The sequence below is a fragment of the Mycolicibacter heraklionensis genome, from assembly GCF_001021505.1.
GTDB lineage: Bacteria > Actinomycetota > Actinomycetes > Mycobacteriales > Mycobacteriaceae > Mycobacterium > Mycobacterium heraklionense.
Window position 1 is genome coordinate 39515 of record NZ_LDPO01000012.1, and the last position, 13234, is coordinate 52748.

General features: G+C 67.0%; 12 protein-coding genes and 2 tRNA genes. 11 read left to right on the forward strand and 3 right to left on the reverse strand.

Annotated features, from left to right (window positions below):
- Positions 1–40 precede the first annotated feature (40 nt).
- From ABW16_RS14650 to ABW16_RS24445, 3 genes are all read left to right on the forward strand, one after another.
- Positions 41–520: a ribose-5-phosphate isomerase gene (locus tag ABW16_RS14650; protein ID WP_047319922.1), complete on the forward strand. Its 480-nt coding sequence runs from the start codon at positions 41–43 to the stop codon at positions 518–520.
- Between the two features lie 21 nt (positions 521–541).
- Entirely contained in the window at positions 542–1345 is an 804-nt protein-coding gene (locus ABW16_RS14655) for an Fpg/Nei family DNA glycosylase (RefSeq protein WP_047319923.1), read from the forward strand.
- Between the two features lie 105 nt (positions 1346–1450).
- The gene (locus tag ABW16_RS24445; protein WP_082134126.1) at positions 1451–1834 is read left to right on the forward strand and encodes a hypothetical protein; all 384 of its coding nucleotides are present in this window, start codon (positions 1451–1453) and stop codon (positions 1832–1834) included.
- A gap of 21 nt (positions 1835–1855) precedes the next feature.
- On the opposite strand, the gene ABW16_RS14660 is transcribed toward ABW16_RS24445, so the two are convergent.
- Both ABW16_RS14660 and ABW16_RS14665 read right to left on the reverse strand, forming a co-directional pair.
- On the reverse strand, positions 1856–3079 hold the full coding sequence (locus ABW16_RS14660; RefSeq protein ID WP_047320007.1) for a serine hydrolase domain-containing protein: 1224 nt from the start codon (positions 3077–3079) through the stop codon (positions 1856–1858).
- 215 nt (positions 3080–3294) lie between these two features.
- Positions 3295–3368: transfer RNA gene (locus ABW16_RS14665), tRNA-Gly, on the reverse strand.
- Positions 3369–3504: 136 nt separating this feature from the next.
- Between ABW16_RS14665 and ABW16_RS14670 the strand changes: the two genes are divergently transcribed.
- From ABW16_RS14670 to clpP2, 4 genes are all read left to right on the forward strand, one after another.
- Positions 3505–3581, forward strand: a tRNA-Pro gene (locus ABW16_RS14670).
- Positions 3582–3639: 58 nt separating this feature from the next.
- Positions 3640–5082, forward strand: coding sequence for a trigger factor (gene tig / locus ABW16_RS14675; protein ID WP_047319924.1), 1443 nt, complete (start codon positions 3640–3642; stop codon positions 5080–5082).
- Positions 5083–5177: 95 nt separating this feature from the next.
- Positions 5178–5756, forward strand: a complete 579-nt coding sequence (locus tag ABW16_RS14680; RefSeq protein ID WP_047319925.1) for an ATP-dependent Clp protease proteolytic subunit — start codon at positions 5178–5180, stop codon at positions 5754–5756.
- Positions 5753–6400, forward strand: a complete 648-nt coding sequence (gene clpP2, locus ABW16_RS14685) for an ATP-dependent CLP protease proteolytic subunit ClpP2 (RefSeq protein ID WP_047319926.1) — start codon at positions 5753–5755, stop codon at positions 6398–6400. Before ABW16_RS14680 ends, clpP2 begins: the two co-directional genes overlap by 4 nt.
- 31 nt (positions 6401–6431) lie before the next feature.
- Here clpP2 and mmuM read toward each other — a convergent pair whose 3' ends face one another.
- Positions 6432–7325: a homocysteine S-methyltransferase gene (gene mmuM, locus ABW16_RS14690; protein WP_047320008.1), complete on the reverse strand. Its 894-nt coding sequence runs from the start codon at positions 7323–7325 to the stop codon at positions 6432–6434.
- Between the two features lie 265 nt (positions 7326–7590).
- Here mmuM and clpX point away from each other — a divergent pair, with 265 nt between their 5' ends.
- The 4 genes from clpX (at position 7591) to mobA (ending at position 12762) form a co-directional block, all read left to right on the forward strand.
- Complete coding sequence (clpX, locus tag ABW16_RS14695) at positions 7591–8874, forward strand: ATP-dependent Clp protease ATP-binding subunit ClpX (protein ID WP_047319927.1); 1284 nt, start codon at positions 7591–7593, stop codon at positions 8872–8874.
- Positions 8875–9147: 273 nt separating this feature from the next.
- Entirely contained in the window at positions 9148–11103 is a 1956-nt protein-coding gene (locus tag ABW16_RS14700) for a 2-oxoacid:acceptor oxidoreductase subunit alpha (RefSeq protein ID WP_230987500.1), read from the forward strand.
- On the forward strand, positions 11100–12185 hold the full coding sequence (locus tag ABW16_RS14705; RefSeq protein WP_047319928.1) for a 2-oxoacid:ferredoxin oxidoreductase subunit beta: 1086 nt from the start codon (positions 11100–11102) through the stop codon (positions 12183–12185). The genes ABW16_RS14700 and ABW16_RS14705 overlap by 4 nt, the downstream gene beginning before the upstream one ends.
- 4 nt (positions 12186–12189) lie before the next feature.
- Positions 12190–12762, forward strand: a complete 573-nt coding sequence (gene mobA / locus ABW16_RS14710) for a molybdenum cofactor guanylyltransferase (protein WP_047319929.1) — start codon at positions 12190–12192, stop codon at positions 12760–12762.
- Positions 12763–13234: the final 472 nt, after the last annotated feature.

A 13234-nucleotide genomic window follows, 5' to 3' on the forward strand; every position in this document is an offset into this window, starting at 1 on the left:
GGCTGGCGGGGGAGCGCACCGGGTCTGAGACAATGACGCCATGCGCGTCTACCTCGGCTGCGACCACGCCGGCTACGAACTCAAAGAACAGATCGTCGAGCACCTGAAGCAGGCCGGCCACGAGCCGGTCGACTGCGGGGCGTTCAGCTACGACGCCGAGGACGACTACCCGGCGTTCTGCATCGCGGCGGCGGCCCGCACGGTTGCCGACCCCGACAGCCTCGGAATCGTGATCGGCGGGTCCGGCAACGGCGAGCAGATCGCGGCCAACAAGGTGCCCGGGGCGCGGTGTGCGCTGGCGTGGAGCACCGAAACCGCGCAGCTTGCCCGGGAACACAACAACGCCCAGCTGATCGGCATCGGTGGCCGGATGCACTCCACCGCCGAAGCGCTCGCGATCGTCGACGCGTTCCTGAGCACCCCGTGGTCGGAGGCCGAACGTCACCAACGGCGGATCGACATCCTGGCCGCCTACGAACGAAACCACGAGGCACCTCCGGTGCCCGGCGCGCCGGCCTGACGCGGCACAGACTGGACTGACATGCCGGAGGGGCACATCCTGCACCGGCTGGCCCGGCTACACCAGCGCCGCTTCGCGGGCGCGCCGGTAGCGGTGTCCAGTCCGCAGGGCCGCTTCGAAACCGGCGCCGCCATGGTCGACGGACAGTCGCTGCTGCGTGCCGAGGCGTGGGGCAAGCATCTGTTCCACCACTACGCGCGCGGGCCGATCGTGCACGTGCACCTGGGCATCTACGGCCACTTCACCGAGTTCGGCCTGGCTGACGGTGGCGTGCCCGACCCGGTCGGCCAGGTCCGGATGCGGATGCTGGGCGCCGAATACGGCACAGATCTGCGCGGTCCGGCCGCCTGCGAAGTGGTCGACGAGGCCCAAGTCGCCGACGTGATCGCGCGGCTGGGGCCCGACCCGTTGCGCGCCGACGCCGACCCGTCCCTGGCCTTCAAGCGAATCGCCAAGTCCCGCAAATCTATTGCTGCGCTACTGATGGACCAGTCGGTGCTGGCCGGGGTGGGCAACGTCTACCGCAGCGAGGTGCTTTTCCGGCACCGGATCGACCCCTACCGACCCGGCGTAGCGATCGGCGAAGCGGACTTCGCCGCGATCTGGGCCGATCTGGTGGCGCTGATGAAGGTCGGGCTGCGGCGCGGCAACATCGTCGTCGTCCGGCCCGAGGACGACCACGGCGCTCCGGCGTACGCGGCCGGCAAGCCGCGCACCTACGTCTACCGCCGCGCCGGCGACCCCTGCCGACTGTGCGGGACTGCCGTGCGCACCGCGGAACTACAGGGCCGCAATGTGTTCTGGTGTCCGTCCTGTCAGTCCTGATGTCCGGGTCGGCCAGTCAACTCCCAGCGAAAGCCCATTATTTTCAAGCTGTTTGGCCGTTTCTATGGCAGGTCGCTGGCAGGTAGGGCGGCTATAACCGACCGCATGAAACCGTTCAGCAGAATTTCGGCTGCCGCCCTTGCCGTTGCCGCAGGCACCGGGCTGATCGGGCTCGGTGTCGCCGCCCAAGCTCGCGCGGTGCCGGCGCCGGTCTATCACTGGTGCCCCGGCCAGACCTGGGACACGACGTGGGGCGTGAACTGGGAGAAGAACGAATGCCACGACGATCACCACCGCGATCGCGACGGCAATGACCACAGTCGCGATTTTCATGGCGATGAGCGCGGCCCGGGCGGCTTTGACCAACACGGCCCCCAAGGACCCCATGGTCCCCAAGGACCCCATCCTCAAGGACCCGGTGGGCCCGAACACCCCGGAGACTTCGACCACCCGGGCAGTCCCGGGCAGCCCGGGGCCGGCCACCGCTGATCCCCGGCCGCAGGCTAAACCTCAGTCGTCGTACACCGTTTCGCGCCGGGGCCGAATTGCCACCCCGAGTGCGCGGTAGATCTCGTTGGACAACACCACGCTGCGCGGGTCGGCATTGGCCTGGGTGTGGTCGAACCGGTTCATCACGTAGCCGTAGCCGATCCGGTGCTCCAGATCGGCGAACGCGAACGACCCGCCGAGGCCGCCGTGACCGAAGATTCGCCGGTTGGGCCCGTTGACCCCCTGGGCGTTGAGCATGTAACCCATGCCCCACCCATGTTCGGCGACCCGGGGGCCGAGCACCAGATCGGTTTCGGTGCCGCCCTGCAGCACCCGCAGGCGGTCCATGGTGGCGCGGCTGAGCAGCTTCTCCTGCACCAGTGCGTTGTAGAAGGTGGCCATGCCCAGCGCGGAGACCTGGGCGTTGGTGCCGGGGAACTCCAGTTGGCGCCACAGGGTCAGGTCGTTGGTGGCGATCTCGTCGTCGGGGGCGAACCCCATCGCGACCGCCAGTCCCGCCTTGGAGTGGTCGTCCAACGAGGTCGGGCGCTTCGGCGCGCCGGCGGAGGACAGCATCTCCCGGATCGTCGGCTTGCCCACCGGGTCGGCGCAGCGGTAGGGCTGCTGGTCGGCTGGCACCCCGATGTGCACCTCGGCGCCGAGCGGCCCGGCGACCTCGGTGCGCAGGTACTGGCTCACTGTCAGTCCGGTCACCCGCCGGACGACTTCGCCGATGATGAAGCCGTAGGTGGTCATGTGGTAGCCCTGCGCAGTGCCGGGGCGCCACCACGGTTCCGCGGCGGCCAACCGCTCGCAGACCAGATCCCAGTCGGTGACGTCGCGCCAGTGCATCGGTTCGCGCGGCCCGATCGCCCCGGAGCGGTGCGCCAGCACCATCGCCAGGGAGATGTCGTCTTTGCCGGCCTGGCCGAACTCCGGCCAGTAGTGGGCCACCGGCACCCGCAGGTCCAGCTCCCCGGCCTCGGCAAGCCGGTGGACGCAGGTGCTGGTCAGGCCCTTGCTGCCGGACAGCACGGTGCTCAACGTGTCTTCTTGCCAGGGCCGCTGCCCCTCGACGTCGACGGAACCGGCCCACAGATTGACCACGAGTTCGCCGTCGACATAGGCCGCCACGGCCGCGCCGAGTTCGTCGCGCTCGGTGAAGTTGCGTTCGAACTCGTCGCGCACCTTCGCAAAGCGCGGGGAGCACGTCCCATGAATGTGGACGTGCCGTGTGCCGCCCATGGCGTGCCTTCCTGCTTGGGAGAATCCCCTTCCGCGGGGCGACGGGGCGATCGGACCCGCGTAGCTCGCTTCGAAGGATAAGTCGGCGGTGTCGTGTGAGTACAGCAGCCCCCGGCCCCGGTCGGCATTTGCCACTGGCCTGGCGCTGGTCATCAGGGGAGACCACCGCTGGAGGCCGTCGAACTGCAGGTCGACGGCCTCCGCGCTGGTCCTCGTGGAGCGGGCGACGGGAATCGAACCCGCGTAGCTAGTTTGGAAGACTAGGGCTCTACCATTGAGCTACGCCCGCATGAATAGCTAGAGCCAGACTGTACCGGCGTGGCGGACCCGAAATCCAATTGCCCCGCCGCGGTGCCTTTGTGGGGCGTTGGCAGCAGGTCATTGTGATCACCGATATGCCGGGCCGTAGGATCGCCTGGTCAGTGCGGGGTGTAGCGCAGCTTGGTAGCGCATCCGCTTTGGGAGCGGAAGGCCGCAGGTTCAAATCCTGTCACCCCGACCACTAGCGCGCGCCGCACCCGGCACGACCGACCACGTCAACGATATCGAGGAGTACACCCGTGAAGAGCACCGTCGAGCAGCTGACCCCGACCCGGGTTCGCATCAACGTTGAGGTGCCGTTCACCGAGCTTCAGCCGGATTTCGAGCGGACCTACAAGGAGCTGGCCAAGCAGGTGCGGTTGCCGGGTTTCCGGCCGGGTAAGGCGCCGGCCAAGCTCATTGAGGCCCGTTTCGGTCGTGCCGCGGTGCTCCAGCAGGTGGTCAACGAGGCGCTGCCGAGCCGCTACACCGAGGCGGTCACGACGTCGGACCTCAAGCCCCTCGGCCAGCCCGACATCGAGGTCACCAAGCTCGACGACGGTGAGCAGATCGCCTTCACCGCCGAGGTGGACGTGCGCCCGGACATCACCCTGCCCGACCTGGAGCAGCTCAAGATCTCCGTGGACCCCATCGAGGTCAACGACGAAGAGGTCGACGCCGAGCTCGACTCGCTGCGCGCCCGGTTCGGCACCCTGACCGGTGTCGACCGCCCGGCCGCCAAGGGCGACTTCGTCTCGATCGACCTGGACGCCACCATCGACGGTGAAGCGGTTGAAGGGGCTGCCACCGAGGGGCTGTCGCACGAGGTCGGATCGGGTCAGCTCATCGAGGGCCTCGACGACGCCATCGTGGGGCTGTCGGCCGGTGAGAGCAAGTCCTTCACCACCAAGCTGGCGGCCGGCCCGCAGGCCGGCAAGGACGCTGAGGTCACCGTCACGGTTCAGGCGGTCAAGGAGCGTGAGCTGCCCGAGGCCGATGACGAATTCGCGCAGCTGGCCAGCGAATACGACACCATCGCCGAACTGCGCGAGAACCTCGTCGAGCAGGTGGGCCGGACCAAGCGCATTCAGCAGGCCGAGAAGGTCCGTGAGGTGACGCTGGAGACCCTGGTCGAGCAGGTCGAGATGCCGCTGCCCGAGGCCGTGGTGCAGGCGCACGTCGACAATGCCCTGCACAACGCCCTGCACGCTGTGGACCACGATGAGAACAAGTTCGCCGAGTCGCTGGCCGAGAAGGGCTCCTCGCGCGCCGAGTTCGACGCCGAGACCCGCAGTGAGGCCGAGAAGTCGGTGAAGACCCAGCTGCTGCTCGACGCGCTCGGCGACAAGCTGGAGATCCAGGTGGGGCAGAACGACCTCACCCAGCACCTGGTGCTGATGGCCCGCCAGTACGGCATCCCGCCGCAGCAGCTGGTGCAGTTCCTGCAGCAGAACAACCAGCTGCCGGCGGTCTTCGCCGACGTGCGCCGTGGCATGGCGCTGGCGGCGGCGGTGCGTGCGGCTGCGGTCAGCGACACCGACGGCAACGAGATCGACACCGCTGAGTTCTTCGGCACCGACGAATCCGGTGACGAGGCGGATGAAGCCGCCGAGGCCCTGGCCGCCGCTGAGGAAGCCGCCGAGGAAGCTGCTGAGGAAGCCGCTGAGGAAGCCGCCGAGGCCGAGGCTGCATCCGACGAGTGACGCTGTAAGCGAACGAAGCCGGTTCGGACCGCCCTGAGCCGTCCCGGTTGGTTAGGGTCGGTGCATATGAATCTCGAGAAAGCAGGTATCCCACTGTGAGCCAGCCCGGACTGAATCTCGTCGACTCGGTATACGAGCGCCTACTGCGAGAACGCATCATCTTCCTGGGGTCGCAGGTGGACGACGACATCGCCAACCGGCTGTGCGCTCAGATCCTGCTGTTGGCCGCCGAGGACCCGACCAAGGACATTTCGCTCTACATCAACTCCCCGGGCGGTTCGATCAGCGCGGGGATGGCGATCTACGACACGATGGTGCTGGCGCCGTGTGACGTCGCCACCTACGCGATGGGGATGGCCGCCTCGATGGGCGAGTTCCTGCTCGCGGCGGGCACCAAGGGCAAGCGCTACGCCCTGCCGCACGCCCGGATCCTGATGCACCAGCCGTTGGGCGGGGTGACCGGCAGCGCCGCCGACATCGCCATCCAGGCCGAGCAGTTCGCGGTCATCAAGAAGGAGATGTTCCGGCTCAACGCCGAGTTCACCGGGCAGTCCATCGAGCGGATCGAGGCCGACTCCGACCGCGACCGCTGGTTCACCGCCCAGGAAGCCCTGGAATACGGCTTCGTCGATCACATCATCACCAGCGCCCACGTCAACGGAGCCACGTCATGAACCCCGAAACCTTGCGAGCCATCGCACCGCAGGCGCGCTACATCCTGCCGTCGTTCGTGGAGCACTCCAGCTGGGGCGTCAAGGAGTCGAACCCGTACAACAAGCTGTTCGAAGAGCGCATCATCTTCCTGGGCGTCCAGGTCGATGACGCCTCGGCCAACGACATCATGGCCCAGTTGCTGGTCTTGGAGTCGCTGGACCCGGACCGCGACATCACCATGTACATCAACTCCCCGGGTGGTTCGTTCACCTCGCTGATGGCGATCTACGACACCATGCAGTACGTGCGGGCCGACATCCAGACGGTGTGCCTGGGTCAGGCCGCCTCGGCTGCGGCGGTGTTGCTGGCGGCGGGCACCCCGGGCAAGCGGATGGCGCTGCCTAACGCCCGGGTGCTGATCCACCAGCCGTCGCTGTCCGGCGTGATCCAGGGCCAGTTCTCCGACCTGGAGATCCAGGCGGCCGAGATCGAGCGGATGCGGACCCTGATGGAGTCCACCCTGGCCCGCCACACCGGCAAGGACCCGGAGGTGATCCGCAAGGACACCGATCGCGACAAGATCCTCACCGCCGCCGAGGCCAAGGAGTACGGGATCATCGACACCGTCCTGGAGTACCGGAAGCTGTCGGCGCAGACCGCCTGATTTTTGCGCGAGATCGCGCTCACGCAGACCGTCACTCGCACTTTTCCTGCGTGAGCGCGATCTCGGCGATATCGCTGATGTCGGCCGGCCCAACCCGGCAGCAACCGCCCACGATGCGTGCTCCGGCGGCAACCCACTGCGGCACCAGCGCGGGGGAGAAGCACCTCGGCCCCGTCCACCTCCCGGACTCCCAGCGCTCACCGCTGTTGGGGTAGACGATCACCGGCTTGCCGGTGACCTCGCGGGCAATCTCGATCGCTGGCAGGACATCGTGTGGGGCGCAGCAGTTCACCCCGACAGCGACAATCTGCGGTACCTCGGCGGCCACCGCGAAGGCCTCCGCGAGTGGCTGTCCGGCGCGGGTCTTCGTGCCGTCGATCGTGTAGCTGAGCCAGGCCGGCACATTCACCTCGCAGACCAGACTTACCAGGGCCGCCGCCTCGTCGAGGTCCGGCACCGTCTCCAACGCGAGCAGGTCGGCGCCTGCGCCGGCCAGCACCTCCAGCCGCGGCCGGTGCCACACGGATAACTGTGCGACCGAAAGTCCGTACCGGCCAAGGTATTCCGAGCCGTCGGCGCGGGCGGCGCCGTACGGGCCGACCGACGCCGCAACCCAGCGCCCGCTTGCGCCGCCGCCGGCTTCGCGGGCCAGGTCCACACTGCGGCGCAGCAGCGCCTCGGCCGCGTGACGGCCGATGCCGCGGGCGGCGAACCCGTCGAAGCTTGCCTGATAGCTGGCGGTGGTCGCGATCTGCGCGCCCGCCGCGTAGAACGCGCTGTGAACGGCCGCAATGTCGCGGGGAGACTCGACGAGCAACCGCGCCGACCACAGCGGGTCGGAAAGATCAAAGCCGCGGGCTTCCAGCTCCGTCGCCAGCCCCCCATCGGCGACGAGCACGGTATCGTCGGGCACGGCGAACCCCACGCTGGCCACTGTAGAGCTGGAAGGCTTCGGCTGTCTCACAGCCGGGTAACGCCCCCGAAACGCTCACGCCACGCCAGCGCGTCACACTCCGGGTGCGGCGCCTTGGGCGATATGTTCTTGGAGCAGGCAGACGGGGCCAGTGATGAATACCAACGACGCGATTCGGCCTTATCGGTCGCCTCGCACCGGAATGAACGGGTAGCGTCGGAGCAGACACCGGCACCCCGACGACAGACGGCGAACAGGAAGTAGGTCCTAACGCACTATGGCGCGCATTGGAGACGGCGGGGACTTGCTGAAATGTTCGTTCTGCGGCAAGAGCCAGAAGCAGGTCAAGAAGCTCATCGCGGGTCCGGGCGTCTACATCTGCGATGAGTGCATCGACCTGTGCAACGAGATCATCGAAGAGGAACTGGCCGACGCCGACGACGTCAAGCTCGACGAACTGCCCAAGCCCGCGGAGATCCGGGAGTTCCTGGAGGGCTACGTCATCGGTCAGGACACGGCCAAGCGCACTTTGGCGGTGGCGGTCTACAACCACTACAAGCGCATCCAGGCCGGCGAGAAGAGTCGGGATTCCCGCTCCGGTGAGCCGGTTGAGCTGACCAAGTCCAACATCTTGATGCTCGGGCCCACCGGCTGCGGCAAGACCTACCTGGCCCAGACCCTGGCCAAGATGCTCAACGTGCCGTTCGCGATCGCCGACGCCACCGCGCTGACCGAAGCGGGTTACGTCGGTGAGGACGTCGAGAACATTCTCCTCAAACTGATTCAAGCGGCCGACTATGACGTCAAGCGCGCCGAGACCGGCATCGTCTACATCGACGAGGTCGACAAGATCGCCCGCAAGAGCGAAAACCCGTCGATCACCCGCGACGTCTCCGGCGAGGGAGTGCAGCAGGCGCTGCTGAAGATCCTGGAGGGCACCCAGGCCTCGGTTCCGCCGCAGGGCGGCCGCAAGCACCCGCACCAGGAGTTCATCCAGATCGACACCACCAACGTGCTGTTCATCGTGGCTGGGGCTTTCGCCGGACTGGAGAAGATCGTCTCGGACCGGGTTGGCAAGCGCGGCTTGGGATTCGGCGCCGAAGTCCGGTCGAAGGCCGAGATCGACACCACCGACCACTTTGCCGAGGTCATGCCCGAGGACCTGATCAAGTTCGGTCTGATCCCCGAGTTCATCGGCCGGTTGCCGGTGGTGGCCTCGGTGACCAACCTCGACATGGAGTCGCTGGTCAAGATCCTGTCGGAGCCCAAGAACGCGCTCGTCAAGCAGTACACCCGGCTGTTCGAGATGGACGGGGTGGAGCTGGAGTTCAGCCAGGACGCGCTGGAGGCCATCGCGGATCAGGCCATCCACCGGGGCACCGGTGCGCGCGGGCTGCGGGCCATCATGGAAGAAGTGCTGCTGCCGGTCATGTACGACATCCCCAGCCGCAACGACGTCGCCAAGGTCGTGGTGACCAAGGAAACGGTGCAGGACAACGTGCTGCCGACCATCGTGCCGCGCAAGGCATCCCGCAGCGAGCGTCGCGACAAGAGCGCCTGATCGGGAGCGGCGCTCGGTGCGCCGCGCAAAGTTACTCGTGAGTACCGAGCTTTCTTAGAGTTGGCTCCCGCGTGAACGTGATGAAAACCACATTTCCGTCTTGAGTTGACCGCGAACCCCGGTGTGACATCGATATTTAACGCTGAGTAACCCGAATTTCGACGCGGTGTGGCGTCGTATGGTCTATAAGAGCGGTGCAATAATCGGTACTGCCAGTGACAGAAAAACTTGTGGGTGCGCCAGCCGTGCTGCGCGGGCCTGTGTCGGACAGTGATGGAAGGCGGGGCCGTGGGGCCGAGTGGTAACGGAGTCGGGTCGGCACCCGGGCGCCAAAAACTCGAGAAGGTCGTCATCCGTTTCGCCGGTGACTCCGGCGACGGCATGCAGCTCACTGGCGATCGCTTCACCTCCGAAGCGGCCCTGTTCGGCAACGACCTGGCCACCCAGCCCAACTATCCGGCCGAGATCCGCGCACCTCAGGGCACCTTGCCCGGTGTTTCGTCGTTCCAGATCCAGATCGCCGACTTCGACATCCTCACCGCCGGTGACCGTCCCGACGTGCTGGTGGCGATGAACCCGGCGGCGCTGAAGGCCAACATCGGCGACCTGCCGCGCGGTGGCATGGTGATCGTCAACTCCGACGAGTTCACCAAACGCAACCTGGCCAAGATCGGCTACGAGACCAACCCGCTGGAGACCGAGGAACTCTCCGACTACGTCGTGGTCCCGGTGGCGATGACCTCGCTGACGCTGGGTGCGGTCGAGGCGATCGGTGCGACCAAGAAGGACGGCGCCCGGGCCAAGAACATGTTCGCCCTCGGCCTGCTGTCTTGGATGTACGGCCGCGAGCTGGAGAGCAGTGAGCGCTTCATCCGGGAGAAGTTCGCCAAGAAGCCCGACGTGGCCGACGCCAACGTGCTGGCGCTGAAGGCGGGCTGGAACTACGGCGAGACCACCGAGGCGTTCGGCACCACCTATGAGATCGCCCCGGCCAAGCTTCCGGCGGGTGAGTACCGCCAGATCTCGGGGAACACCGCGATGGCCTACGGCGTGATCGTCGCCGGCCAGCTGGCCGACACCCAGGTGGTGTTGGGGACCTACCCGATCACCCCGGCCTCGGACATCCTGCACGAGCTGTCCAAGTACAAGAACTTCAACGTGCTGACCTTCCAGGCCGAAGACGAGATCGCCGGTATCGGCGCGGCGATCGGCGCCTCCTACGGCGGCGCGCTGGGCGTCACCAGTACCTCTGGTCCGGGGTTGGCCCTCAAGGCCGAGGCGTTGGGCCTGGCCGTCATGACCGAGCTGCCGCTGTTGCTGATCAACGTCCAGCGCGGCGGCCCGTCGACCGGCCTGCCGACCAAGACCGAGCAGGCCGACCTGATGCAGGCGCTCTACGGACGCAACGGCGAGTCGCCGGTGGCGGTACTGGCGCCGTGCACGCCCTCGGACTGCTTCGACGCGGCCATCGAGGCCGTCCGGATCGCACTGACCTACCGCACTCCGGTGGTGCTGCTCTCCGACGGCGCGATCGCCAACGGCTCCGAACCGTGGCGGATTCCCGACATCGCGGCGATGGAGCCCATCGACCGCAACCTGGCCAAGGCCGGCGAGGACTTCGCGCCGTACGCGCGCGACCCGCAGACCCTGGCCCGGCAGTTCGCCATCCCCGGCACCCCGGGCCTGGAACACCGGATCGGTGGGCTGGAGAAGGCCAACGGCTCCGGAGCGATCTCCTACGAGCCGGCCAACCACGACCTGATGGTGCGGCTGCGCCAGGCCAAGGTCGACGGCATCGAGGTTCCCGACCTGGTGGTCGACGACCCGTCCGGAGACGCCGAGCTGCTGATGCTGGGCTGGGGCAGTTCCTACGGCCCGATCGCCGAGGCCTGCCGGCGGGTCCGGCGCGGCGGTATCAAGGTTGCGCAGGCGCACCTGCGCTACCTCAACCCGCTGCCGGCCAACCTGGGTGAGGTGCTGCGGCGCTACCCCAAGGTGGTGCTGCCGGAGATGAACCTGGGCCAGTTGGCGCTGCTGCTGCGCGGTCGCTACCTGGTCGACATCCAGTCGGTGACCAAGGTGACCGGCCAGGCGTTCCTGGCCGACGAGGTCGAGGGGATCATCGACGACGCGCTGGCGGGCACGCTGGCCGATCGGGAGAACGAGAAGGCGTCGCTGGCCAGGGCCGCGGCGGTCACCATTGCGGGTACAGCAGGAGCGAACTCATGACCACCACCGAAGCCCTCGGCTCGCTTGTCGGTACCGATCTGGGGCTGACCGCGCTGAGCGGGGTCCCCACCACCGACGAGCCGCAGAAGTCCAAGGACTTCACCTCCGACCAGGAGGTGCGCTGGTGCCCGGGCTGTGGCGACTACGCCATCCTCAACTCGGTGCGCAACTTCCTGCCCGAGCTGGGGGTGCGGCGGGAGAACGTGGTGTTCGTCAGCGGGATCGGCTGCTCAAGCCGTTTCCCCTACTACATGAACACCTACGGGGTGCACTCGATCCACGGTCGTGGCCCGACCTTCGCCACCGGGCTGGCGACCGCCCGCGAAGACCTCAAGGTGTTCCTGATCACCGGTGACGGCGACGCGCTGTCGATCGGCGGCAACCACCTGATCCACACGCTGCGACGCAACGTCAACATCACCATCCTGCTGTTCAACAACCGGATCTACGGCCTGACCAAGGGCCAGTACTCGCCGACGTCGGAGACCGGCAAGGTCACCAAGTCGACGCCCTTCGGTTCGCTGGACAACCCGTTCAACCCGATCTCGCTGGCTATCGGCGCCGAGGCGACGTTCGTCGGGCGTGCCCTGGACTCCGACCGCAAGGGCCTTACCGAGGTCCTGCAGGGTGCGATGGCGCACCGAGGCTCGGCGCTGGTGGAGATCCTGCAGGACTGCCCGGTGTTCAACGACGGCTCCTTCGACCTGCTGCGCAAGGAAGGTGCGGAGAGCCGCATCATCAATGTCCGGCACGGCGAGCGCGTCGTGTTCGGCGCCGAGGGGGAGTACTGCGTCATCAAGTCCGGCTTCGGGCTGGAGGTCGCCAAGACCGCCGACGTCTCGGCCGAGCAGATCGTGGTGCACGACGCCACCCAGGCCGACTCCTCGTACGCCTTCGCACTGTCGCGGCTCTCCGAGCAGGACCTGTCGCACTTCCCGATGGGCATCTTCCGCAAGGTCACCAAGCCCACCTACGACGACCTGGCGCGCGCGCAGGTCGCCGAGGCCAGGCAGTCGACCGCCCACGACACCGCCGCACTTCAGGCGCTGCTGCGTGGTCGCGACACCTGGACTGTCGACTGACGCCATGACTGCCGGTCGGTTGGCCGGTGTCGTGCTGGCCGGCGGCGCCTCGCGCCGGATGGGCCGGGACAAGGCCACTCTGACCGTGCCGGGCCGCTTCGCCGGTCTGACCCTGGTGGAACACCTGGTCTCGGTGCTTGCGCAGCGCTGCGACCCCGTCTTCGTGGTGGCCGCCCAGGGCCAAGCGCTGCCCGAACTTCCTGTGCAGGTGCTGCGCGATGAGGTGCCCGGGCTGGGTCCGTTGCCGGCTATCGGGCTGGGGTTGCGGGCCGCGGCGCGGGACGGCACCCAGCGCGCCTTCGTCTGCGGGGTCGACATGCCTTTTCTGACAACGGAATTGATCGACACGTTAAGTGCTGTCGCGGCCGATGTCGTGCTGCCGCACGCCGACCGCGACCACTATCTGGCCGGGGTGTATCACACCACGTTGGCCGACACCGTCGATGCCTTGGTCGCCGCCGGGGAACGTCGGGTGGGCGCGCTGATCGACGGGGCTGACGTCCGCCGGGTCGTGCTGGCCGATGCGTCCCCGCTGGCCAATCTCAACTCGCCGGACGATGTTGCCGGCCTGCTCTGAGCCGCTACTTCAGCAAATGCCGTTTTGTAGTCGTAAACAAAGCGCGATGCGGCGTGCGTAGATAGCGAAATAAATCATCGTATTATCTGCGCGAGATGCAGAGATTATTGGCGGAACGCGGAATCGATGGACCCCTCCGATTCTCGGACGGCCGGCGCCGGGCGGCGGAATCGCCTGTAGCCCAAGGTAATTGACTCAGGGTCTCGACAGGCGGTGCATGTCGAGGCGGGCCGGGTTAAAACATTGACTCGGCCGGGCCAATTACTGGCGGCCTCGGTGGTCGCGGATCTTTTCGCCTGCTTGGGGCGCTTCGGCCCGTCCTGGTTCGATGACCTGCGATTTGTGGGGCGTCTGATGCTGCTGGGGCCTATGTAGTGTCCAGTTTTCGGCTCGGTGAGCGGCAAACGGCCCCCGAATCCCCTCATTTCCAGTGGTCCAGCCCACAAAAACCCCGTGATCTGACTCACGGTCG

Excerpts from the sequence above, each read along its gene's own strand:
- ABW16_RS14650 (WP_047319922.1), top strand. The coding sequence starts at position 41 with ATGCGCGTCTACCTCGGCTGCGACCACGCCGGCTACGAACTCAAAGAA.
- ABW16_RS14655 (WP_047319923.1), top strand. The coding sequence starts at position 542 with ATGCCGGAGGGGCACATCCTGCACCGGCTGGCCCGGCTACACCAGCGC.
- ABW16_RS24445 (WP_082134126.1), top strand. The coding sequence starts at position 1,451 with ATGAAACCGTTCAGCAGAATTTCGGCTGCCGCCCTTGCCGTTGCCGCA.
- ABW16_RS14660 (WP_047320007.1), bottom strand. The coding sequence starts at position 3,079 with ATGGGCGGCACACGGCACGTCCACATTCATGGGACGTGCTCCCCGCGC.
- clpP2 (WP_047319926.1), top strand. The coding sequence starts at position 5,753 with ATGAACCCCGAAACCTTGCGAGCCATCGCACCGCAGGCGCGCTACATC.
- clpX (WP_047319927.1), top strand. The coding sequence starts at position 7,591 with ATGGCGCGCATTGGAGACGGCGGGGACTTGCTGAAATGTTCGTTCTGC.
- ABW16_RS14700 (WP_230987500.1), top strand. The coding sequence starts at position 9,148 with ATGGAAGGCGGGGCCGTGGGGCCGAGTGGTAACGGAGTCGGGTCGGCA.
- ABW16_RS14705 (WP_047319928.1), top strand. The coding sequence starts at position 11,100 with ATGACCACCACCGAAGCCCTCGGCTCGCTTGTCGGTACCGATCTGGGG.
- mobA (WP_047319929.1), top strand. The coding sequence starts at position 12,190 with ATGACTGCCGGTCGGTTGGCCGGTGTCGTGCTGGCCGGCGGCGCCTCG.